Genomic DNA, 22,241 nt, shown 5'->3' on the forward strand with positions numbered 1-22,241 from the left:
CCCCCCCCCCCCCCCGCGCCCGGGCCGCGGGACCACTCAGGGGCTACGGGATCAGCTCTCCCCCGCGATGAACGACTCCACCGCCTGGTACGCCTCCGAGTCGGAGTACTGCTCCGGCGGTGACTTCATGAAGTAGGAGGAGGCCGACAGCACCGGTCCACCGATCCCGCGGTCCGCGGCGATCTTGGCAGCTCGAATGGCGTCGATGATGATGCCCGCGGAGTTGGGCGAGTCCCAGACCTCCAGTTTGTACTCCAGGTTCACCGGGGCGTCGCCGAAGGCGCGTCCCTCCAACCGGATATAGGCCCACTTTCGGTCGTCCAGCCAGGGGACGTAGTCCGAGGGACCGATGTGCACGTTGCGGTCCCCCATGTCACGCGTCACCTGTGAAGTGACCGAATTGGTCTTGGAGGTCTTCTTGGACTCCAGCCTGCCGAGTTCCTTCATGTTGAGGAAGTCCATGTTGCCGCCGACGTTGAGCTGCATCGTGCGGTCCAGGTGCACGCCACGGTCCTCGAACAGCTTGGTGAGCACCCGGTGGGTGATCGTCGCACCCACCTGGGACTTGATGTCGTCCCCGACGATCGGCACGCCCGCCTCGGTGAACTCGCGTGCCCACTCGGGATCGGAGGCGATGAACACCGGCAGCGCGTTGACGAAAGCCACACCGGCTCGGAGGGCGGCGCGCGCGTAGAACTTGTCGGCTTCCTCCGAGCCCACCGGCAGGTAGGAGACCAGCACATCGGCACGGGACTCGCGCAGCGCCTCGACCATGTCGACCGGCTGTTCCTCGGACTCCTCGATGGTCTCGGAGTAGAACTGCCCCAGCCCGTCCATGGTGTGACCGCGCTGCACCGACACGCCCAGCGGCGGGACGTCGGCGATCTTCATCGTGTTGTTCCGGCTGGCCACCACGGCCTCGGACAGATCGCGGCCGACCTTCTTCGCGTCGACGTCGAACGCCGCGACGAACTCCAGATCACCGACGTGGTAACCACCGAAGTCCACGTGCATCAGGCCCGGGACCCGACCGCTCGGATCCATCTGCCCGTAGTACTGCACACCCTGTACCAGCGACGCGGCGCAGTTGCCCACACCGACGATCGCCACTCGGACCTTGCCGGTCGTCGCCTCGTCGTGACGATCTCCGCCCATGGTCGCCGGCCTCCTTCTCCGTCATGTCCCGTTCGTCGTGTCCCTGTCCAAGCCTCGGTCGAGGCGATCACCCACACCCACGGGCCGCTCGGCTCCCTGCTCGGCCCGCTCGTGCGCGATCAGCTCGTCCAACCAGCGAACTTCCAGTTCGCTATGATCCAGTCCCAGGCGGTGCAGTTGTGCCGTGTAGCGGTCGCACTGCTCGTCGGCTCTGGCCAGGATCGCCCGTTGCCCTTCCCGACGCTGCTCCACGCGCCGACGGCGGCTCTCCAGAATCCGCATCCGGATCGATGGCGGTGTTCGTGCGAAGAAAGCCAGCCGCACGTCGAACGCCTCGTCCTGACACGCTCGTGGCCCGCAGTCCTCGACCAACTCGACGAAGCGCTCCCGCCCCGACTCGGTGAGACGATAGACACGCCGAGCCCGTCGCGACCGCTGCGCCTCCTGCTCTTCCTGGGTTTCCTCGATCAGCCCCGCGCGACTCATCCGGCGCAACGTCGGATAGACCGTTCCGCAGGAGAACGCACGGATCTCCTGGAGCCGCTTGCGCAGCTCGTAACCGTGCATCGGCGCCTCATGCAGCAGTCCGAGCACCGCGAGTTCGAGCACCGGCCCTCCTCTCGCGGACGAAGCCCAGCCGAGCAGCACCCGGCGACGATTATATCGTCCCGATACATCGGAGTACTACAGTCCTCGCCACTGCCGAATCACCGTTCCGGGCAACCGGCGCGGCAGCACCGATCTCGTGACCTTTCTCGCCGCCCGGCATCCCACGGGGCGGGACGAATCGGGGCACGCCCCACCCCGGACCGGTGGTCACGCCTCACTCCGCAGTGGCACGGTCACCGCCGGTGGTTCGGAGCCACCCCACTCCGGGGCTGCCCCGAACGGCCCAATTGAGCCCGGGCACAGGACACGTACGCTGAGGGCGTGCGGACCCAACGGCAAGTGGTGGATTACGCGTTGCGGCGTCGGTCGCTGCTCGCGCGACTCCATGCTGGCCGGGTGGGTGTGAAGGAGGTCTGCGACGCGGGACCGTACCTGCTGCAGGCAGCCAAGTTCCACGGTGAGCCCAGTGACGTGATCTGCCCGGTATGCCGCAAGGAGCGCGTGACCTACGTCTCCTGGGTGTTCGGCGAGCAGCTCAAACACGCCGACAATTCGGCCCGGAGCAACGCGGAACTGGCACGTATGGCCACCATGTTCGAAGAGTTCAATGTGTTCGTCGTCGAGGTTTGCCGTACATGTAACTGGAACCACCTGGTGCAGTCATACGTCCTCGGAACCGGGGGCCATCAAGGCCGCGGTCGGGGACGCAGGACCGTGGCCGAGTGAGCAAGTAGCCTCATCGGTCACGGCCGGTGGCACCCGCCGACGTGAACGCATCGCACGGCGTCCGTGTTGACGCCTGTCCCGGAGGACGACTTCTCGTGAGTGACGAGCGTGACGACCGGTCCGAAGACGGCCGCCGCCACAGGCAGCCAGCTGCCGAGGATCGGGAGCCGGAGCGCGGGCGGCAACCCGGCCGACCGCCCCATACTGATCAACAGGGGGAGCAGGCCGGCCAGCACAACGAGCCCCCGCGGGAGAACCAGCCGCCCCCACCGCCGCCCGAGCGAGGTGGGGGGCAGCCGCCACAGGCACCGCCGCCACCACAAGCACCACAGGCACCACAGGCACACCGTGGACAACAACCACCGCAGCACCGCTGGCCGGGTGGTCAACAGGGCGGACAGCCGGCCGCTCCGCAGGGGGGCCCACCGCCACCGGCACCGCAGCGTCCCGGGCAACAACAGGGCCCCGGCCAGCAGGGCCCCGACGGGGGACACTTACCGCCCGGCTCCGCCTCCGAGCAGCCACCGCCTCCCCCACAGAGCGGACCACCACAAGGTCAGCCACAGCCGCACGCCGGGGGACCCCCGCAGGCCGGCGCCGGACAACAGCCGCCCCAGGGGGGCCACGGGTGGCCCGGCGAGGATGCCACCGCACAGTGGCCAGGCGCGCAACAGCGGGCGGGTGGCCAGCAGCCACCGCCACCGGGTGGTCAACAGCGACCGCCCGCCGACCCGGACGCCACCGTGCAGCATCCGGCCGTGGACAGCTCGGGAACGCCCCGGGACGCCTCGGGCAGGCCGCCCTCCGGCGCACCCGCTCCGCCACCGGGTAACCCCGGCGGGCCCGGCGCGCAGGGCCACGCTCCCGGGCCCCAACAGGGCAGCGCCCCCGGACCCCAGCAGGGCGGCAATCCGGACGAGGTGCCGACCAAGAAGACCGCACCGCCCGGATCTCCGCAGGGCCCGTCCGCTGGGCACCCCGGCCCCGGACAGCATCCGAACGATCCGGGTGAGGCACCGACCCAGCACATAGCTTCCGTGGGTGGGCCGAACTCGGCACCCCGCGGTGGTGAGGAGCCGACCCGGGAGCACCGGACCACCGACGGCAAGGCAGCGGGCGCGGCCGGTGCCGCGGGTGCCGCTGCCGGGGGCATGGCAGGCGCCGCCGCGGGCGCCGCGGCCTCCGCCGGCTCGAACGGACCGGACGGAACCGCCGGAAACTCCCGGGACGCACCGAGGTCCCGCGACACCCCGGGCTCACGCGGGGACTCCGACGCGACGACCTCGGCCCGTTCCGAATCGTCCGAAAACTCCACCGAGTTCGGTGTGACCCGCGCCGAGCAGTCCTCGCCCCCGGACAGCGATCCGGGGCTGATCACGCACCGCGCCTCGCACGGCGGCTACAGCTACTACTCGGACTCGGACCCCTACTCCGACGACGAGTACGACGACTTCGAGGACGGCTTCAACGAGGGGTTCGACGACGAACTCGACTATCCCGACGATCCGGATGACGACGACATGACGGCCCTCGCCCGCAAGAAACGCGGCAGGCGCAGGATCTGGCGCGGCCTCCGGCGTACCTGTTACGTCGCGGCGGCGCTGGGGATCCTGGTGCCCGGCGCGATATTCGCCTGGTGCTACTTCACCTTCGAGGTCACCCCACCGTCGAAGGTCGCCAAGAACTACAGCACCAGCATGGTGGTCAAGTACTCCGACGGCAGCGTGCTGAACAAGTTCTCGCCCGAGAAGGGGCAGGACCGCGTGCTCATCAAGGACCTCAGCGAGGTCTCGCAGGAGATGAGACACGCCACCATGGCCGCCGAGGACGCGGACTTCTACAGCAATCCCGGATTCTCGGTGACCGGCATCGGCCGCGCCGTCTACAACCAGCTCTCCGGTGGGCAGGGCGGCGGCTCGACCATGACGCAGCAGTACATCAAGCTGAGCACGGGTAAGGACGACCACAGCATCACCCGGAAGTTCACCGAGATCGTGCGGGCGTTCAAGCTGACCAACCAGTACGACAAGACCACGATCTTCAAGGCCTACCTCAACACCGCCTACTACGGCAGGGACGCCTACGGCATCGACAACGCGGCCGAGGCCTTCTTCGGCAAGGACCCGAGCGAGCTCAACGCCTCCGAGTCGGCGGTGCTGGCCGGGATGGTGCAGCTGCCCAACGGCAACGATCCCCAGGTGGACGCCGAGCGGGCCAAGGACCGCTGGAAGTACGTCACCCTCCAGATGAAGCAGAACGGCTGGCTCAGCCAGCAGGAATACCAGAACCTGCAGATGCCGCAAACCCGGGAAATGTACGCGTGGCAGCCGGAAACCACCACCGCGCAGATCCACATCCAGCGGCGCATCATCCAGGAGCTGGAGGAGCACGACTACACCAAGGACGAGCTGACCAGCCAGGGCCTGCAGGTGGTCACCACGCTGGACAGCCAGGCCCAGCAGGCCGCCCGCGACGCGGTGCAGCAGGTGATGGCCGACCAGCCCGACGAGATCAATCCGGCCCTGGCGGCCGTGGACCCCAAAACCGGCGCGGTGCGCGCCTACTCACCGGGCAACAAGGGCTACGACTGGGTGAAGGAGCGTCAGCCCGTCGGCTCCTCGTTCAAACCGTTCGTCACCGCGACCGGCCTGAAGGACGGCTACGGGATCGGGGAGACCTACGACGGTTCGGACGACCAGACCATCGCCGGCACCGAGTTCGGCAACGCGGCCGGGGTCACCTGCGGCAGTAATCCGAAACGTTGCGGCGTACGCGAGGCCACCGAGAAGTCGGTCAACACCGCGTTTTTGAACATGGCCAACAAGTTCGGGCCGCAGAGCGTGGCCGAGACGGCCTACCAGGCGGGCATCCCGCGCGAGAAGGTCAACGGGGAAGGCGAGACCGTCCCGGTGCTCGCCGACTCCCGAACCGGGCGTCCGGACCTGGGTATCGCGCTGGGCAGGTTCCCGGTGAGCACGCTGAGCCTGGCCAACGGGTACGGCGGGCTGGCCGACGGAGAACGGGCCGAGCCGTTCCTGGTCAAGAAGCTCGTGACCAACGACGGCGAGGTCAAGGAGGACTTCTCCTCCGAGACCGAGACCGCGTTCTCGGACAGCTCACACAGCAGCGCCAACATCGCCGCCAACGTGACCGAGAGCATGCGGGACGTGGCGAAGGAGTACGGGCTGGACCTGAACGGTGATCGGCCGGTGGCCTCCAAGAGCGGTACCCACCAGCTCCGGAACAGTGGACACAACGCCACCGCCTCGTACGTGGGCTACACCCCGCAGATCTCCACGGCGGTCGTGCTCAACAAGTCCACCACCAAACAGGAACCACTGACCGACGCGTCGGGTGGGGACATCTACGGCGCCGACCAGCCGGGCGAGATCTGGCAGAAGTTCATGAACTCCTACCTGGAGGGCAAGCCGGTCGAGGAGTTCCAGGAGCCGGATCCGATCGGCCAGTTCACCGTGCCTCCGCCGCCGAGTCCGGACCCCCCGGAGGACGAAAAGAACGAGTCGGAGACTCCCCCGAGCGACGAGTCGCCGTCCGACGAAGTCCCCTCCGACGAAACGGGCCCCAGCGATTTCCCGCCGACTGGCGGAGAGAGCTCGGACCGGAACGACGAGTGCCAGGAAAACCCCTGGTTCTCGGACTGCGAGGACGAAAGTGCCACCGGGGGCCCGAGTAGCACCGAGGAAGAGCGGCCGAATCAGCAGGGCAACGAGAACAGCGCCCGGGGCCCTGACTGACCGTCCGACGTGACGTCCCCATGGCCCCGTGGTTCGCGTGAAGAGTGCGGCCGGTTCGGTGAACCGGCCGCACTCTTCATAGTGACGGCTCCGTAACATGCGGACCGTGTCCGAGCCGGAGCAGCCCGAACGAGCGGGAAATGAGCGGGACCCCGGCGAAGGGGTCGGCGAAGAACGCCACGGCACTCCGGACCCGACCGCAGCCGAACCGACCCCAGCCGAACCGGTCGTCACCACCGAGCGGGTGGCGCGGGTGGACAGCGCCTCACTCGACAGGGCGCAACGCGTCGCACCCACCTGGACGGAACCGCTCGCGATCAGGCTGAGCAACCTGTTCGGCGGGCGACTCGGCGTTCATTCCCAGGTGGGCAGGCAGGGGTTCTGGACCCCCCTACGGGTGATCCTGCTGCTGGCGGTGCTGCTGTTGGCGGCGAGCTGGCTCCTCAAGGCACCCTGCGCGCAGACCTACGAAACCACCGACGGCCCTCGGCTGGACTGGCGTGACAACCGGCAGTACGTCGCGCTGTGCTACACCGACCTCATCCCGCGCTACGGAGCCGGGGACCTGGCACCGGACGGGGCGTTCCCCTACAAGACGTCCTGGGTGGACGATCCGGGCACCCCTCGCGAGCAGGTCCGCTACATGATGTACCCGGTGCTCACGGGGCTGTTCCAGTGGGTCAACGCGAAGCTGACCGACGGCTGGATGACGCTGGCGTCCCACGGGGTGCTGCCTGCCACGGCGGAGGGCGCGGTCTACTTCGAGATCAGCGCGTTCTGGCTGGCCGCGGCCTGGCTGGTGACCGTCTGGGCGCTGTACCGGCTGTGCAAATTCCGGGCGTGGGACGCGGCGCTGGCCGCCACCGCCCCGCTGGCGTTCGTGCACGCCTTCACCAACTTCGACGCGCTGGCGACCGCGCTGGCCACCACCGGGCTGCTCGCCTGGGCCCGTAACCGCGTGACGCTCGCGGGGGTGCTGCTGGGGCTGGGGGCGGCGACCAAGCTCTATCCGCTGCTGCTCATCGGCCCGATCCTGGTGCTGTGTTTGCGTTCCGGTCGTATCCGCGAGGGGCTGCGCGCCCTGCTGGCCATGCTGAGCGCGTGGCTGGCGGTGAACCTGCCGATCATGATCATGTTCCCGCGTGGCTGGTGGGAGTTCTTCCGGTTCAACAGCGCCCGACCGGCGGATCCGGACTCGTTGTACAACGTGGTCATGCACTTCGGCGACTGGGCGGGTTTCGACGGTCCGCTGGGGCCGAACGAGACTCCCTCGGTGCTGAACGCGGTGAGCTTCGTGCTGTTGCTGCTGGGTTGCGCGGCGATCGGAGCGCTGGCGCTCTCCGCACCGGTGCGGCCACGGCTGGCGCAGTTGTGCTTCCTCGTGGTGGCGGTGTTCCTGCTGACCAACAAGGTGTGGAGCCCGCAGTACTCGTTGTGGCTGGTGCCGCTGGCCGTGCTCGCCATCCCGCGCTGGCGGCTGCTGGTGACGTGGATGCTGATCGACGCGGCGCTCTGGGCACCGCGGATGTACTACTTCCTCGGCACCTCCAACAAGGGATTGCCCGAGGGGTGGTTCCTGGGCGCGGTCGTGATCCGCGACGCGGTGGTGGTGCTGATCTGTGTGCTGATCGTGCGGGAGATCCTGCGCCCGGAACTGGACAAGGTACGCCGTTTTCCCCGCTCCGATCCGCACGGCGGCTTCCTGGACAACACCCCCGACCGGTTCGTGCTGCCTATTCGGCGAAAGCGGGGCGAGAATCCCGATCGACGGCCGCCCGTGGCGGCGAACTTCCGGGGAACCTGAAGCCGGAGGCCCCGAGAAACGCGACGAACAACCCGACCAGCAGCGCCGCGCGCCCCCACACTCCGATCATCACCGCCTGCGCCGCGAACGACTCGTAGATGGCGAAGGGTTGGTCGGTGTTGATCAGATACATCCAGCGGAAGAACCCGATCCCCATGGCGGCGTCGGCCAGCAGGTAGGCGATCACCCAGCCGGTACGTACCGGCACGAGCACCAGGAACGGCAGCAGCCAGAGCGCGAACTGCGGCGAGTGCACCTTGTGCAGCAGCAGGAATCCGCACAACATCGCCGCCGAGACCGCCACCCACGGGAAGCTCCCGCCACGGGACCAATGGCGCATGCCCAGCGCGCAGGCCAGCGCGAACGACACGAGCACCAGCACCGGGGAAAGCACCCCGACCAGCGCTTCGTACCGGTCCTCCGCCACCAGCGGTCGCAGGCCCCAGTACCAAATCGAGTTGGTGGTCAGGTCCACCGAGCGCTGCAGTTGGAACCGGAAGGAGGCAGCCCATCCCTGGAAACCGATCACCGCGAACGGCAGGTTGATCAGCATGAAAGTTCCCAGTGCGGTGCCGAGCACCCCGAACGCACCACCGATGTCGAACCGGCTGCCGCGCCTGTCGGAATCACCGGCCCCGGCGGAACCACGGGAACCGGCGTCCGCACGGGAACCGGCAGCACCACCGGTGAGCACGTACAGCGCCAACGGCAGCGCGAACATCGCGGGGTAGAGCTTGCAGGCCGCGCCGACCCCCAACAACACCGCCGCCAGCAGGGCGGGACGTCGCAGTCCGGTGGCCCGATGGCGATGGACCGCGTAGATCGCCCCCACCGAGCAGACCACGGCGGCCAGATCCCAGTTGTGGAAGGAGTAGAGCACCAAGGGCGGGCCGAGCGCCCACCACAGTGCCCGCCAGCGACTCAGCCTTCCCAGCCACCAGGCGGTGAGCAGCCCGAACGGGGCGAACAACAGCGCCGAGGCAGCCAGGAAGCCCGCATCGGTCCGCACGAACAGCGACCCCAGCCAGACCAGCACCCCGATCAGCACCGGGTACTCGACGACGCTGCCGTACAGCTCCCCATCGTCGGTGATCCCACCGGTGGCGTAGGGAAAACCCATCTCGTCGAGCTCGCGCGCGTTCCACAGGTACTGCAGGTCCGAGTAGCAGACGTAGCGGGAACCGCGGGACGCGACGTCGGAACGCGAGACGCCGGACTCGTCGAACTCGGGCCCCGTGCAACGGGCCTTGTTGGCGTAGCCCAACAGCATGGTCAACCCGGTCAGCACGCACAGTGCCGCCAGGGCCAGGGCGGAGAGTCCGGTCGTTCGCCGTCCCACCGATCGGTCGCGCACGCTCGCTCCCGGACAAGAATCGAGGTACCGGTCCTCCGGCTGGGGAGACTCGGCCCGCCCGGCGTCAATTTCGCGCGAAATCGCCAGCCTCCCCGGGCCGGGGGGATTCAACCACGGAGGTAGGCGATGTCCTCGGCCTGCCCCTCGGGAGGGGTCTCCACCACGATTGGGGCCCCGGCCGTGGCGCAGACCTCACGCAGCACTTCGGGATCGATGGTGCCGGAACCGACGTTGGCGTGCCGATCACGCCAGGAACCGAACGGATCCCTCGAGTCGTTGAGATGCACCAGATCGAGACGTCCGGTGATGGCGCGGACCCGCTCCACGATGCCGACCAGGTCCTCACCCGCCGCGTACGCGTGGCAGGTGTCCAGGCAGAATCCCGCGCCGAACTCACCGACCGCGTCCCAGAGCCGGGCGAGATCGTCGAACCCGCGCGCCATGGCGTTGGCCCCGCCCGCCGTGTTCTCGATCAGTACCGGCACCTCGAAACCGCCCTCGGCGGCCTGGCGCTCGAAGAGTTTGCGCCAGTTGGCCACTCCCTCGGCCGGATCGTCGTCCTTGGTGACGTGACCGCCGTGCACCACCACTCCCTCTGCCCCGATCCGCGCCGCCGCCGCGGTCTGCGAGAGCACGGACTTGCGGGAGGGGATGCGGATGCGGTTGTTCGGCGAGGCGACGTTGATCACGTAGGGCGAGTGCACGAAAACCCGCAGCTCCGACTCACGGAGTCGCTCCTCCTGCGGATGCGGTTGCGGAGCCTTCCAACCTTGGGGGTCGGAGAGGAAGAACTGCACGACCTCGGCGCCGCGTTCGCTCGCGGCGGTCAGTGGATCGTCGTCACGAACATGGGCACCGATCTGCATACCCCGAGCCTAGGAGTTGCCCACGGAGAAAGTCGCGTGGGTGGTTCCTCGGCGGAACCTCGCCCACGGCTCTCGCCGCGGGTGCCTCGACATCGAGTAACCACTACGCCATGTCGGGACCGTCCTCGCGAGAGCCGCACGCGAGAACCCGCGGCGGTGCCGGTGGTCAGGGTGGTCGGAGTGCGGCCTGCGTCGAAGCGGCGCGGCGATTTCGCGAGAAATTGACGCCGCACGGGAACGGCGGAGGCGATTCGAAACGGTTTCACACTATGGCGTTACCGTGACCGTACTCACGCGTTAACCAGGGTGAGGCTTCGATCTCCGCGAACCGCCCACCCGCGAGCCAACGGCGGGCGTCCCGGAGAGCGCGCACGGAGTGAGGGGTACGTGTATGAGCAGTCAGCGCGATGACCACCCGACCGAGGAATCAACCCTCGACGCTCGGAAACGAGCACCCGCCGCGCTGCGGCGAGCGGCCGCTGCCACGGCGGCGGGCGCCGTGGTCGCGACGAGCGGGTTCCTGGGCGGCGGTGTGGCGGCCGCGGCTGATCCGGTGGTGATCGGCACCTGCACCGAGGACGTGACGAGTGCCGAGTACGGCCAACCGATCGTGGTATCACCCAGTGCGCTGGACTCCCGGGTCAAGGACGCGGCCGGACTGACCTTCCCGCTCGATTTCGACCGGATAGACCGGATCCACCAGCAGTTCCTGCGAACGACGCCGATCCGAATCGGCGAAGTGACAACCGAGAAACAGCACTTCTCCGGTTCAGCACTGGCCGATGCGCTGGCGAATCGCATCGCCGGTCTCGCCGCCGTCGAGGATCGCGGCGAGACGATGAACTTCCACGTGGGCAACCTCGCGGTCACCTGCCTGGGCGGCGTGAACGTGCCGGGCCAGCCGAAACCGGAACCGAGCGAACCGAGCCCCACTCCGGAAGAGCCGACGACCACTCCGCCCACCGAATCCCCCGATCAAGGCTCGTCCGGCGGCGAGAGAACGAATCCCGACACACCCGGTCCCGGCAGCGGCGGTGATCCCACGACGGAACCGACCGACGACCAGCCGCAGCGGCAGGCGGGCGGGCCGGACTCGAACTACTCCCCGGGGTCCGCCGAACAGGTGGCGCCCTCCGAGTACGCTTACGTACCGGGGTCGCTGCCGCCGTGGTCGGACAGCCGGTTCGGCGAGACGGCCGGTGGACAGCCCGCCACGGGTGACCTGCGAACCGGCGATGAGCACAACCAGCAGGACCGGGTACGCGAGGCGGGAAGCGCTCAGGCGTTGCCCACCGGTTCCGGGGAGCGCGTCGCGCTGCCGGTGCTGCTGGCCGCTGTCTCGCTGGCCGGGGTGACCGCCGCGCTCATCAGGACGTGGGTGCTGCGCCGAGCCTGAGACGCCTCGCCTTTCGACCGTTCGGACTCGCACGCGCGGGTGAACGCTCGCGGCGCGGGGTGTGCGCACCACTCGTCACGGACGAAACGGTGCCGGGCAGCCGGGCAGTGCTCGCGATACCCAGGTCACCGGCCGATTCGCCGGATTGCTACGCTGTACCGGATTGCCATGGATATGGCGACCCTCCTGCCGCGGAGAGTCCGCGGCCGTAAGTCCACAGGAGGTGAGTGGTCGTTATGCGTCATTACGAGCTCATGGTCATTCTCGACCCGAGCCTGGACGAGCGGAATGTCGCCTCGTCCCTGGAGAACTACCTCAAGGTCATTCGCAACGACGGCGGCAGCATCGAGAACGTCGATGTCTGGGGTCGCCGCAGGCTGGCCTACGAGATCGACAAGCGCGCCGAGGGCATCTACGTCGTAGTGGATCTGAACTCCGAGTCGGCTTCGGTCAACGAACTCGACCGGCAGCTCAACCTGAGCGAGAACGTGCTGCGCACCAAGATGCTGCGCAAGATCGTGCAGCCGCGCAAGGAGGCCCGTCTGGCCCGCGCCAGCGCCAAGGCCGCCGCCCGCAGCGAGGTCGGCGCTTCGGTCTGATCCCCGCTCTCCCGAGCGGCCCAGCCCCCGACCTCAGCACAGAGACGGAGTCAACAGGCGATGGCCGGTGAAACCGTAACCACAGTGGTCGGCAACCTGACAGCCGATCCGGAACTGCGCTTCACCCCCTCCGGCGCGGCGGTCGCGAACTTCACCGTCGCGTCCACACCGCGGTTCTACGACCGCCAGGCGGGTGAGTGGAAGGACGGCGAAGCCCTCTTCCTGCGTTGCAACATCTGGCGACAGGCAGCCGAGAACGTTGCCGAGACACTCACCCGAGGCATGCGCGTGGTGGTGCAGGGACGGTTGCGCCAACGCTCCTTCGAGACGAAGGAAGGCGAGAAGCGCACCGTGGTCGAGATGGAGGTCGACGAGGTCGGCCCCTCGCTGCGCTACGCCACGGCGAAGGTCAACAAGATCAGCCGCGGCGGCGGTGGCTCCGGTGGCGGCTCCGGCGGAGAGGATCCCTGGAGCTCGGCCCCTCCGGCCGGTTCCGGCGGCGGCTTCAGCGACGAGCCACCTTTCTGATCAGGGCGGGACGAGCACGGTCACCGGGTGACCGGAGCATCCTGTCCCGCTGTGGCCGCGGCGGTTTTCGCGAATGCCCGGGAATCGCCCGGCCGTGGTCGGCGCGCCCCCGTGGTCGTATCCGCCCACGGCCCAACGAAAAGTCCATTACGGAGTTCTCGCTCGCTTCGAAGGAGCAAGCACATGGCCAAGGCGCCCGTGCGCAAGCCGAAGAAGAAGGTCTGCGCCTTCTGTGATGACCAGAACGCACTGAGCATCGATTACAAGGACACCACGCTGCTGCGTAAGTACATCTCGGATCGCGGCAAGATCCGGGCACGGCGTGTGACCGGCAACTGCAGTCAGCACCAGCGGGACGTCGCCATCGCGGTCAAGAACGCCCGCGAGATGGCGCTGCTGCCGTACACCTCGACCGCCCGGTAAAACCGGGATCCTCGCCACCGCCCCGCGCCCCCACGTGTGCACGATTCACGACGGAGGTCCGGATCGTCAGGGCGCGACCCCGCTGCCCGGATTCGGGAACCCGCTCACACCCGGGGAACCGGCTGGCTCGTCGGTGCCGGTCGGCGACGGGGCCGGGGTGACCTCGGTTCGGCTTTGAAAGGAGACACGCCGTGAAGATCATTCTGACCTCGGACGTGAGCGGTCTCGGCGCCTCGGGTGACGTTGTCGAGGTACGTGACGGCTACGCCCGCAACTACCTGCTGCCGCAGAACATGGCCATCCTGGCCACCAAGGGTGCGCAGAAGCAGGTCGAGACCATCCGTCGCTCGCAGGAGAACCGCAGGGTCCGCAACCTGGAGCACGCCAGGGAGCTGCAGGAACAGCTGCAGAACATGGGCATGGTGCGGCTTTCCAAGAAGGTTTCCAAGAAGGGCAAGCTGTTCGGTTCGATCACCGAGTCCGACGTGGTCTCGGCCGTGCGTCAGGCGGGTGGCCCCAGCCTGGACAAGCGTTCGGTGGAACTGAAGGGCAACGTCAAGTCGCTGGGCAAGATGGCCGTCGGTGTGCGGTTGCACCCCGACGTCTACGCCTCGATGCACGTCGAGGTCACCCCGGGCGGCTGAATCATTCACCGCGGTTCCGCGCGGAGGTGGCGAACACCGGCCGCGCGGAACCGGCTCGGTTCCGTTCCCCCACCGTGTTTCCGCACCGGTAGCACACCGGTTGGGGACGGGCATTTCTCATCCGTCACGGACCGGCAAGCTGTCCACAACCTGTCCACAGGGCCTTCGTCACGAAGTGCGCTGCGAAGACAACTACCACGACAGAGTTGTCCCCAGTTTGTCCACAACACGCGCCGTCGAGTGGACACGTGTGTCCCATTCCGTTCGGCACGTTGTCCCCCGACTTGTCCACAGCCCCTTCGCGTCGATCCGGTGCCGAACCGGGTCACGTAAAATGTGGGCACCTTCGAGATCACGGACATGGCAGCACGCACTCGCGACACGCCGGGCCGCGACCAACCGGGCGCTGTCGATGTCTCCGCGATTATTTGCCGCGACGACTCGTGCCCCGGCGACCCCATCGGGTCGGCACGGTGACGCGTGTGTCGGAACTCGGCCCGTGCCTCGGGGCCGGACTCTGCGTCCAGGAGGTGGCAGTAAGCCGTGGCGTTGGCTGACGAGCGCGGAACGGAACCGCCCCCCGACGAGAACGATGGCGAGCACGGAGCGGCCTTCGAACGGCAACCACCGCAGGACGTGGCCGCCGAGCAGTCGGTGCTCGGCGGGATGATGTTGAGCAAGGACGCCATCGCCAACGTCGTCGAGGTACTCCAGCCACAGGACTTCTACCGTCCGGCACACCACGTGATCTACGAGTGCGTGCTCGACCTGTACGGGCGGGGTGAGCCCGCCGACGCGGTCACGGTCTCCGCCGCGCTGGAACGTCGCAACGAGCTCGGCAAGGTCGGCGGTGGGGCGTACATCCACACACTGCTCCGGACGGTCCCCACCGCGGCCAACGCCAACTACTACGCCGAGATCGTCTCGGAGAAGGCGGTACTGCGCAGGCTGGTCGAGGCGGGCACCAGGATCGTGCAGTACGGCTACAACGGCGCCGAGGGTGCCGCGATCGAGGAAGTCGTGGACCGCGCGCAGGCCGCTGTCTACGACGTGACCGAACGGCGCACCAGTGAGGACTACGTCGCGCTCGAAGAGCTGCTGCAGCCGACGATGGACGAGATCGACGCCATCGCCTCGCGCGGCGGCGAGTCCGAGGGGATTCCGACCGGTTTCGTGGATCTGGACGGCGTGACCAACGGGCTACACCCGGGGCAGATGATCATCGTCGCGGCGCGCCCCGGTGTGGGCAAGGCGCTGGCGCTGCACACACCGCTTCCCACGCCCGAGGGCTGGACCACCATGGGGGCGGTTTCCGTCGGCGATCAGCTGCTCGGTGCGGACGGCAGACCGGTCCGGGTGACCGCGGCCACCGAGGTGATGCACGGTCACGTCTGCTACGAGATCGAATTCTCGGACGGCACGCTGGTGGTCGCCGACGAGCAGCACCAGTGGAGCCTGCGGGACGGTACCGTGTGCACCACGGCCGGACTCCGCGACAGGCTCGGTAACCGGATGGACGTGGAGCTGCCCGACCACGGGCCGTTCTCGCTGGCACAGCGGGATCTGCCGATCGCGCCCTACCTGCTGGGAGTGTGGCTGGCTGCGGGCGACAAGGCCGGTGAACTGTCCGGTGTGGCCGAGGACGTACTGGCCAACCTGGAACCGGACGGCCTGGCACACGTGAACGACGGGGTCGTGCTCGACGAGGAAACCGCCGCCGAGTTGGCAGAGCTGGGAATCCGGCACGAGGCCGAAGTACCGGCCGAGTACCTGCGCGGAAGCCAGCAACAGCGGCGTTCGCTGCTGGCCGGACTCGCGGACGCGGCGGGCAGCGTGGGCCAGGACGGCCGTGTGCTGCTGCGAGTGCGTGAATCCCTTTCGGTGCGGGTTCGCGAGCTCGTCCTCACTCTGGGATACCCGTGCACCGCCACCGTGGACCCGGACTCGGGCGACGAGATCACCACTCTCGTGGTCTTCGACAGCGGCGAGGACCAGATCTTCCGACGCACCGAACTCGACGACCAGCACAAGCGAAAGCGCGGCGGCAACCGGCGCGCACGGGGGGTCAGGGCCGTGCGGCGCACCGCCAGCGTCCCGGTGCGGTGCGTGGAGGTCGACTCGCCCGACCGGCTCTACCTCGCGAGCCGATCGATGATCCCGACCCACAACTCCACGCTCGGGCTGGATTTCGCCCGTGCCGCCTCGATCAGGAACGGGCTCGGCAGCGTCATCTTCTCGCTGGAGATGGGCCGCACCGAGATCGTGATGCGCATGCTCTCCGCCGAGGCGCGGATCCGGCTCGGCGACATGCGCGGTGGCCGGATGACCGACGAGGACTGGACCCGCCTCGCACGCCGGATGAGCGAGATCAACGAGGCACCGCTGTTCATCGACGACTCGCCCAACCTGACGATGATGGAGATCCGCGCGAAGGCGCGGCGCCTGAAGCAGCGCAACGACATCGGTCTGATCGTGGTCGACTACATGCAGCTGATGACCTCGGGCAAGCGGGTCGAGTCCCGACAGCAGGAGGTCTCGGAGTTCTCCCGGAGCCTCAAGCTGCTCGCCAAGGAACTGGAGATCCCGGTGGTGGCGATCTCGCAGCTCAACCGTGGTCCGGAGCAGCGCAACGACCGCAAGCCGCAACTGTCCGACCTTCGCGAGTCGGGGTGTCTGACCGGGGGCACGCGGCTGCTGCGGGCCGACGACGGTTCGGAGATCACCTTCGACGAGCTGATGGCCGGTGGGCAGCGCCCGCTGGTGTGGTCGGTGGACGAGCAGCGGCGGATGGTCCCGCGACCGATCACGAACGTGTTCAGCAGCGGCGTCAAGGAGGCGTTCCGCGTCGTGCTGGCCTCCGGCCGCGAGGTCGAGGCCACCGCCAACCACCCGATGCTGACCCCGTGGGGTTGGACCCCGCTCGGCGAGCTGACCGTGGGAGCGCACGTGGCGGTGCCGGGACGGGTTCCGGAGCCGCTCGGCGCCGCACCGGTGGCGGAGTCCGAAGTGGTCTCGCTGGCCCGGTCGGCGCTCGACGGTGGCGAGGTGCCGCACCGGGTTTTCTCGTTGCCGCGCGAGCAGCTGGCCGTCTTCCTGCGCCACGTCTGGGGGATAACCGGTACGGAGCCGCCGGACGGCGACGGCGTCCCGGTCGGGCACGGTGGATGCGTGGTGAACGGCCGCGCGCTGGCCGACGGGCTCCAACTGCTGCTGTCGCGGTTCACCGTCCACTCCCGACTCCGGCGTCCCTCCCCCGAGGCGGAACCGGACCGCTGGGAGGTGCTGCTCGACGGTCTCGACAGTCGGCTGCGCTTCGCACGTGAGATCGCCCTCGCCCAGGGCTCGACCCCGGTGCCGGAAGCGGTGGGGGCACGATCGATCGCGAACTCCGGGGCGGGCATCACCGTCACCGGTGCCATGGCGGTAGCTCCGGTACAGCTCGATCCACCGGAGCGGATGGGTAACACCGGCGACGACGTGCGCGGGTCCGACGACGTGCGCTGGGACGACGACGTGTTCTGGGACGAGATCGTCGAGATCACCTCGATCGGTGAGCGGCCGGTCTACGACGCGACAGTGGCCGACACGCACAACTTCGTGTCCAACTCGGTGGTCATGCACAACAGCCTGGAGCAGGACGCCGACATGGTGATCCTGATCCACCGGCCGGACGCGTTCGAACGGGACGACCCCCGGATGGGCGAGGCCGATCTGATCCTCGCCAAGCACCGCGCCGGTCCCACCGAGACGGTGACCGTGGCGCACCAGTTGCACTACAGCCGGTTCGTGGACATGGCCCAGGAGTAGGTAGTCATCCCTCGCACCCGGGCGTCGCACCCGGTCACGTGTTCCGCCCCTGGTTCCGCACGCGTGCCGCTTCCCGGGTGAGGTGCTCGCGTTCGGCCAGGTTGGTGGCGGCGCGGGCGGCTTCGGCGTACAGCTCGGCGGCGTGGCTGAGAGCGTTCGCCTTTTCGTGGAGGTATGCCGCCACAGCGGTGTACCGGGGCAGGGTGGGATCGAGGTCGGCGAGCGCGGCGAGGCCCGCCCGTGGCCCGTCGGCTTCGCCGACCGCCACGGCACGGTTCAGCCGCACGATCGGGCTGCCGGTGAGGCGCAGCAGTTCGTCGTACCACTCCACGATCTGCACCCAGTCCGTCTCGGACGCGGTGCGGGCGTCGGCGTGCAGTGCGGCGATCGCGGCTTGGGCCTGGTATTCGCCGAGCCGGTCGCGGGCCAACGCGTTCCGCAGCACCGTCACTCCTTCGGCGATCATCTCGGAGTCCCAGAGCGAACGGTCCTGACGAGCCAGCGGTACCAGGCGACCACCGGGATCGGTGCGGGAATCCCGGCGCGCGTGGTGCAGCAGCATGAGCGCGAACAACCCGGCCGCTTCGGGTTCCTCGGAGAGGGCGGCGAGTTGGCGTGCGAGCCTGATCGCCTCGGCGGCCAGGTCGACTTCCCCGCTGTATCCCTCGTTGAACACCAGGTAGAGCACTCGCAACACCGTCGCCTGCTCGCCGGGCTCCTCGAACCCGACACCGGCGATGCGTCGTTTGGCCCGGCTGATCCGCTGGGCCATCGTCGCTTCCGGAACCAGGTACGCCCTCGCGATCTGCCTGGTCGTCAGGCCGCCGACCGCGCGCAGGGTCAGCGCGACAGCCGAACTCGGAGTCAGGTCGGGATGCGCGCACAGGAAGTACAGGCGCAGCGTGTCGTCCGTGCCGGACACCGGGCCGCCGGTCGGTTCGGCATCGACCGCCAACTCCCGCTCGCGCCGGGCCTTCTCGGCCCGGGCGGAGTCGAGGAACTTGCGCCACGCGACCGAGATCAGCCAGGCCTTCGGGTCGCGCGGTTGCTCCTCCGCCGGGGCTTCGAGTGCCCGGACCAGGGCCTCCTGCACGGCGTCCTCGGCCGAGGCGAAGTCAGCTCCGCGCCGGACGAGAACGCCGATCACGGCGGGGACGAGTTCCCGCAGCGGTGTTCCGTTCACTCGGTCACCGCGGGCGACTCGGTGAGGAAGGGCCGTACTTCGAGCCATTCGTGGATCGGCTCGCCGCCGATCCCGGGGGCCGCCGACAGCTCCCCGGCCAGCTCGACCGCGCGATGCCAGGACTCCACGTCGATGACCATCCAGCCCGCGATGAGGTCCTTCGTCTCGGCGAACGGGCCGTCGGTCACCGGCGGTTGTCCGGCCCCGTCGTATCGCACGAAGGTGCCCTCGGGGGCCAGGGCCTGCGAATCCACGAACTCGCCGGTCTCCTCCAGGCGGGCGGCGAACTCGTGCATGTACTTGATGTGCGCGTCGATCTCCTCCGGCTTCCACTGATCCATCGGCGGGTGGCCAGTAACCGATTCCGGGCCACCTCGGTAGTGCTTGAGCAGTAGATACTTCACGATGAGCTCCTTCTCCGTCGGACGACCGGCTGCTCCGATCGTGCCCCGGGGACGGAGCCGACGCGCTGTTCTCGACACCGCCGGGCGTCAATTTCTCGCGAAATCGTCGCGCCCGGAAACCGAGCGAAACCCCGCTAGAGCGCGCGGTGCATGATGTGCAGTCCCACGAACCCCTTCTCGGGGTGTTCGAAGGCCTCCGGCACCGTGGTCAGGATCTCGAACCCCAGGGAGCGCCACAGCGCCACCGCACCGGTGTTGGTCTCCACCACCGCGTTGAACTGCATCGCCGAGTAGCCGTCGGCGCGGGCTTGCTCGACCACGTGCTCTCCCAGCGCACGGCCGTAACCGCGTCCGGCTTGGGCCGGGTCGACCATGAAGCCCGCGTTGGCCACGTGCGCGCCCGGACCGGCGTGGTTGGGGTGGGTCTCGGCGGTTCCGACCACGGTGCCCTCGTCGTCGATGGCCACCACGGTCCGCCCCGGTGGCAGTCGCATCCAGCCCGCGCGAGCGCTCGGTTCGGTGGTGTCCCGTTCCCAGCAGAAGGTCTCGCCCGCCGAGACGATGTCGCGCATGAAACGCCAGATCGCGGGCCAGTCGTCGGTCGTCGCCTCCCTGATACGCACGTCACCAGCATCCATCAACGATCGTCCGGGAGGCAATCGAGGGGCCCGCGGGACGCCGCCGGATCACACGGAAAGGCTCAGCCGGACAGCTCGGCGAGCACGCGGGGCAGCTCGTCGATGCGTTCCAGGCGTCGTTCGGCCAGTCGCAACGCGTCCGCGGCGGGTGGGAAGTGCGGATTCGGCACGGCTACGACGGTCGCACCGGCGGCAGCGGCCGAACGCAGCCCGTTGGAGGAGTCCTCCACGGCCACGCACTCGTGCGCGGCCACCCCCAGCTCCTCGGCCGCACGCAGGTAGACGTCCGGCGCCGGTTTGCCGACTCCCACCTGTTCACTGGAGACGGTGTGGCGCACCAGATCCGTGAGACCACCGGTTTCCAGAAACGCCCCGATGATGCGCGGCGGGGCGGAACTGGCGATGGCGACCGGGTACCGCTCGGCCACGGTCCGAACCGTCTCGACGGCTCCCGGCAGCGTCGGGGGTTCCGCGATGTAGTGCTCGGCCATCCGGTCGATGACCGTCTCGGCCACCTCGTCGGGCGAAAGTCGAACCCCCAGTCCGGTGACGAGGTACTCGGCCCATTCCGGAGTACTCATCCCCATCATGCGTTCACTCGCACCCTCGGCCCACTCACCGCCGTGCTGTTCGGTGACCTCGCGCCGTATGCGATCCCAGAGGTGCTCGGAGTCGACCAGCACACCGTCGAGATCGAACAACACCGCGGTCACGCCATCGTTTCCGTCGCGCACGTCGTCGATGGTATGGCCCGCACCCGCTTCCCGGCTCGCGCGGTGAGCTTGCTCATCCGGGATGGGCAGCCACCCGGAGTGAAAGTTAGTGTTTCTAACGAAATAATTCGTCCACAGGAGGAGCGCGCGCCCATGAGCGGGTCCGAAACCACCCGATTGCGCGAGGTGTTCAAGGGGCAACCCAAGGCCGTCTGGATCACCGCCTTCGCCGCCGTGATCGCCTTCATGGGCATCGGTCTCGTCGATCCGATCCTGCGCTCCATAGCCGAAGCGCTCGACGCCGGCCCGGAACAGGTGACATTGCTGTTCTCGTCCTACCTGGGGGTCCAGGTGGTGGCCATGCTGATCACCGGGGCATTCAGCGCGCGGTTCGGCGCCAAACGAACCGTGGTCACCGGCCTGGTGTTGATCGTGCTCGCCACGCTGGCCTGCGCACTGGCCGGTACGGTCGTACAGCTGGTGGCGCTGCGAGCGGTATGGGGCCTGGGAAACGCCCTGTTCATCGCCACGGCACTCTCGGTGATCGTCGGCGCGGCCAGTGGCGGGCAGCAGGCCGCGATTCTGCTCTACGAGGCCGCGCTCGGTATCGGCCTGTCCACCGGTCCACTGCTCGGCGCGCTGCTCGGGAACATCTCCTGGCGCGGGCCGTTCGCCGGAACCGCCGTGCTGATGGCCATCGCGCTGATCCTGGCCGTGGGCTTCCTGCCCTCCGACACCGGCAAGCGCGGTGAGCCGGTCCGGCTGCTCGACCCGCTGCGCGCCCTGCGGCACGGTGCGCTGCTGCGCACCTCGGTGGGCTCGGCGCTGTACACCGCGGCCTTCTTCACCGTGCTGGCGTGGTCCCCGTTCGTGCTGGAGTACGGCGCGATCGCCGTGGGGCTGGTGTTCTTCGGCTGGGGTGTGTGCGTGGCGTTCGCCGGTGTCACGCTGGCTCCAAAACTCGCCAACAGGTTCGGCGAACTGGGCGGCACGGTGCTGGCCGTGCTGCTGTACGCGGCACTGCTGCTGATCATGACCATCGACAGCAAGGCCGTGCTGATCGCGGGAATCGTGGTCAGCGGTCTGGTGTCGGGGCTGCTCAACACGCTGTTCACGGGTAGCGCCATGAGCGTCAGCAAGGCGCCCCGCCCGGTGGCCAGCGCGGGATACAACTTCTGCCGGTGGCTCGGCGGGGCGCTCGCCGCGACCCTGGTCAGCCACATCGCCACCTGGCTGGAATGGCCCAGGGCACCGTTCGCGGCGGGCACGGTGGCCTGCCTGCTCGCTGCCGGGCTGCTCGCGGTGGGACTGCGCTCGCGCGGTACGGATCCGCGCCGTGTGCCGGAGGAGGCAGCTGTGGTCGGCGAGGAGTTTTGATCAGCCCCGACGGAGCACGCCCCGGCAACGCTCCAATAGGGAACAACGAACGAGAACCGCGAGTCCACAACGGATCTCGGCGCGCCCGAGCGCGGGACGGATCGACAAATCGGCGGTGCCATAAATCACATCGAGCGGTAAAAGTGACGAAAGTGGAAACGCTCGGTCGTGATCGCGCTGTCCGACATCCGATCGTGGGACGACGCTTTCACCGTTGTGCAGCAGCCGGATTCGACTCACTGTCACGAATTTCCCTGCCG

At 68.4% G+C, this 22,241-nt stretch carries 20 protein-coding genes; 10 read left to right on the forward strand and 10 right to left on the reverse strand.

The window, feature by feature from the left end; all coding sequences use genetic code 11:
* Positions 1-51 precede the first annotated feature (51 nt).
* The gene (locus tag ACOQFL_RS14560; RefSeq protein ID WP_435544701.1) at positions 52-1,155 is read right to left on the reverse strand and encodes an inositol-3-phosphate synthase; all 1,104 of its coding nucleotides are present in this window, start codon (positions 1,153-1,155) and stop codon (positions 52-54) included.
* Between the two features lie 21 nt (positions 1,156-1,176).
* On the reverse strand, positions 1,177-1,764 hold the full coding sequence (locus ACOQFL_RS14565) for a PadR family transcriptional regulator (protein ID WP_435544702.1): 588 nt from the start codon (positions 1,762-1,764) through the stop codon (positions 1,177-1,179).
* Positions 1,765-2,085: 321 nt separating this feature from the next.
* Here ACOQFL_RS14565 and ACOQFL_RS14570 point away from each other — a divergent pair, with 321 nt between their 5' ends.
* Positions 2,086-2,490 carry a DUF5318 family protein gene (locus ACOQFL_RS14570; RefSeq protein WP_435544703.1) on the forward strand — a complete coding sequence of 135 codons (405 nt, stop codon included), beginning with the start codon at positions 2,086-2,088 and terminating at the stop codon, positions 2,488-2,490.
* Between the two features lie 17 nt (positions 2,491-2,507).
* Here ACOQFL_RS14570 and ACOQFL_RS14575 read toward each other — a convergent pair whose 3' ends face one another.
* Both ACOQFL_RS14575 and ACOQFL_RS14580 read right to left on the reverse strand, forming a co-directional pair.
* Entirely contained in the window at positions 2,508-2,984 is a 477-nt protein-coding gene (locus ACOQFL_RS14575) for a hypothetical protein (RefSeq protein WP_435544704.1), read from the reverse strand.
* Positions 2,985-3,242 carry a hypothetical protein gene (locus ACOQFL_RS14580; protein WP_435544705.1) on the reverse strand — a complete coding sequence of 86 codons (258 nt, stop codon included), beginning with the start codon at positions 3,240-3,242 and terminating at the stop codon, positions 2,985-2,987.
* 6 nt (positions 3,243-3,248) lie between these two features.
* Here ACOQFL_RS14580 and ACOQFL_RS14585 point away from each other — a divergent pair, with 6 nt between their 5' ends.
* Both ACOQFL_RS14585 and ACOQFL_RS14590 read left to right on the forward strand, forming a co-directional pair.
* The gene (locus ACOQFL_RS14585; protein ID WP_435544706.1) at positions 3,249-6,245 is read left to right on the forward strand and encodes a transglycosylase domain-containing protein; all 2,997 of its coding nucleotides are present in this window, start codon (positions 3,249-3,251) and stop codon (positions 6,243-6,245) included.
* Between the two features lie 97 nt (positions 6,246-6,342).
* The gene (locus tag ACOQFL_RS14590) at positions 6,343-8,049 is read left to right on the forward strand and encodes a glycosyltransferase family 87 protein (RefSeq protein WP_435544707.1); all 1,707 of its coding nucleotides are present in this window, start codon (positions 6,343-6,345) and stop codon (positions 8,047-8,049) included.
* Here ACOQFL_RS14590 and ACOQFL_RS14595 read toward each other — a convergent pair.
* Together ACOQFL_RS14595 and ACOQFL_RS14600 are read right to left on the reverse strand one after the other, a co-directional pair.
* Positions 7,979-9,319 (reverse strand): glycosyltransferase family protein, encoded by a 1,341-nt coding sequence (locus tag ACOQFL_RS14595; protein WP_435544963.1) that lies wholly within the window; start codon positions 9,317-9,319, stop codon positions 7,979-7,981. The genes ACOQFL_RS14590 and ACOQFL_RS14595 overlap by 71 nt on opposite strands.
* Before the next feature lie 191 nt (positions 9,320-9,510).
* Entirely contained in the window at positions 9,511-10,269 is a 759-nt protein-coding gene (locus ACOQFL_RS14600) for a deoxyribonuclease IV (protein ID WP_435544708.1), read from the reverse strand.
* 391 nt (positions 10,270-10,660) lie between these two features.
* Here ACOQFL_RS14600 and ACOQFL_RS14605 point away from each other — a divergent pair, with 391 nt between their 5' ends.
* From ACOQFL_RS14605 to dnaB, 6 genes are all read left to right on the forward strand, one after another.
* On the forward strand, positions 10,661-11,665 hold the full coding sequence (locus tag ACOQFL_RS14605) for a hypothetical protein (RefSeq protein WP_435544709.1): 1,005 nt from the start codon (positions 10,661-10,663) through the stop codon (positions 11,663-11,665).
* A 236-nt stretch (positions 11,666-11,901) separates the two neighbouring features.
* On the forward strand, positions 11,902-12,264 hold the full coding sequence (gene rpsF, locus ACOQFL_RS14610; protein ID WP_435544710.1) for a 30S ribosomal protein S6: 363 nt from the start codon (positions 11,902-11,904) through the stop codon (positions 12,262-12,264).
* Positions 12,265-12,324: 60 nt separating this feature from the next.
* Positions 12,325-12,792: a single-stranded DNA-binding protein gene (locus tag ACOQFL_RS14615; RefSeq protein WP_435544711.1), complete on the forward strand. Its 468-nt coding sequence runs from the start codon at positions 12,325-12,327 to the stop codon at positions 12,790-12,792.
* Between the two features lie 183 nt (positions 12,793-12,975).
* The gene (gene rpsR / locus ACOQFL_RS14620) at positions 12,976-13,215 is read left to right on the forward strand and encodes a 30S ribosomal protein S18 (protein WP_092626633.1); all 240 of its coding nucleotides are present in this window, start codon (positions 12,976-12,978) and stop codon (positions 13,213-13,215) included.
* Positions 13,216-13,406: 191 nt separating this feature from the next.
* On the forward strand, positions 13,407-13,859 hold the full coding sequence (gene rplI / locus ACOQFL_RS14625) for a 50S ribosomal protein L9 (protein WP_092626635.1): 453 nt from the start codon (positions 13,407-13,409) through the stop codon (positions 13,857-13,859).
* A 543-nt stretch (positions 13,860-14,402) separates the two neighbouring features.
* Positions 14,403-17,666, forward strand: coding sequence for a replicative DNA helicase (gene dnaB, locus ACOQFL_RS14630; protein ID WP_435544712.1), 3,264 nt, complete (start codon positions 14,403-14,405; stop codon positions 17,664-17,666).
* 34 nt (positions 17,667-17,700) lie between these two features.
* Here dnaB and ACOQFL_RS14635 read toward each other — a convergent pair whose 3' ends face one another.
* The 4 genes from ACOQFL_RS14635 to ACOQFL_RS14650 all read right to left on the reverse strand — a co-directional run bounded on the left by ACOQFL_RS14635 (position 17,701) and on the right by ACOQFL_RS14650 (position 20,604).
* A complete protein-coding gene (locus ACOQFL_RS14635) occupies positions 17,701-18,849 on the reverse strand; it encodes an RNA polymerase sigma factor (RefSeq protein ID WP_435544713.1) in 1,149 nt (382 codons plus the stop codon).
* On the reverse strand, positions 18,846-19,253 hold the full coding sequence (locus ACOQFL_RS14640; protein WP_435544714.1) for a YciI family protein: 408 nt from the start codon (positions 19,251-19,253) through the stop codon (positions 18,846-18,848). The genes ACOQFL_RS14635 and ACOQFL_RS14640 overlap by 4 nt, the downstream gene beginning before the upstream one ends.
* Positions 19,254-19,387: 134 nt before the next feature.
* Positions 19,388-19,891, reverse strand: coding sequence for a GNAT family N-acetyltransferase (locus ACOQFL_RS14645; RefSeq protein WP_435544715.1), 504 nt, complete (start codon positions 19,889-19,891; stop codon positions 19,388-19,390).
* 62 nt (positions 19,892-19,953) lie between these two features.
* Positions 19,954-20,604, reverse strand: coding sequence for an HAD family hydrolase (locus tag ACOQFL_RS14650; RefSeq protein WP_435544964.1), 651 nt, complete (start codon positions 20,602-20,604; stop codon positions 19,954-19,956).
* A 153-nt stretch (positions 20,605-20,757) separates the two neighbouring features.
* On the opposite strand from ACOQFL_RS14650, the gene ACOQFL_RS14655 reads away from it, so the two are divergent.
* Positions 20,758-21,981 carry an MFS transporter gene (locus ACOQFL_RS14655; protein ID WP_435544716.1) on the forward strand — a complete coding sequence of 408 codons (1,224 nt, stop codon included), beginning with the start codon at positions 20,758-20,760 and terminating at the stop codon, positions 21,979-21,981.
* Positions 21,982-22,241 lie beyond the last annotated feature (260 nt).

It is taken from the genome of Actinopolyspora sabaoui, from assembly GCF_051225635.1.
Taxonomy (GTDB): Bacteria; Actinomycetota; Actinomycetes; order Mycobacteriales; family Pseudonocardiaceae; genus Actinopolyspora.

Excerpts from the sequence above, each read along its gene's own strand:
- ACOQFL_RS14605 (WP_435544709.1), top strand. The coding sequence starts at position 10,661 with ATGAGCAGTCAGCGCGATGACCACCCGACCGAGGAATCAACCCTCGAC.
- ACOQFL_RS14655 (WP_435544716.1), top strand. The coding sequence starts at position 20,758 with ATGAGCGGGTCCGAAACCACCCGATTGCGCGAGGTGTTCAAGGGGCAA.
- ACOQFL_RS14600 (WP_435544708.1), bottom strand. The coding sequence starts at position 10,269 with ATGCAGATCGGTGCCCATGTTCGTGACGACGATCCACTGACCGCCGCG.
- ACOQFL_RS14580 (WP_435544705.1), bottom strand. The coding sequence starts at position 3,242 with ATGCTGCACGGTGGCGTCCGGGTCGGCGGGCGGTCGCTGTTGACCACC.
- ACOQFL_RS14595 (WP_435544963.1), bottom strand. The coding sequence starts at position 9,319 with ATGCTGTTGGGCTACGCCAACAAGGCCCGTTGCACGGGGCCCGAGTTC.
- ACOQFL_RS14615 (WP_435544711.1), top strand. The coding sequence starts at position 12,325 with ATGGCCGGTGAAACCGTAACCACAGTGGTCGGCAACCTGACAGCCGAT.
- ACOQFL_RS14590 (WP_435544707.1), top strand. The coding sequence starts at position 6,343 with ATGCGGACCGTGTCCGAGCCGGAGCAGCCCGAACGAGCGGGAAATGAG.
- rpsR (WP_092626633.1), top strand. The coding sequence starts at position 12,976 with ATGGCCAAGGCGCCCGTGCGCAAGCCGAAGAAGAAGGTCTGCGCCTTC.
- rpsF (WP_435544710.1), top strand. The coding sequence starts at position 11,902 with ATGCGTCATTACGAGCTCATGGTCATTCTCGACCCGAGCCTGGACGAG.
- ACOQFL_RS14645 (WP_435544715.1), bottom strand. The coding sequence starts at position 19,891 with ATGGATGCTGGTGACGTGCGTATCAGGGAGGCGACGACCGACGACTGG.
- ACOQFL_RS14560 (WP_435544701.1), bottom strand. The coding sequence starts at position 1,155 with ATGGGCGGAGATCGTCACGACGAGGCGACGACCGGCAAGGTCCGAGTG.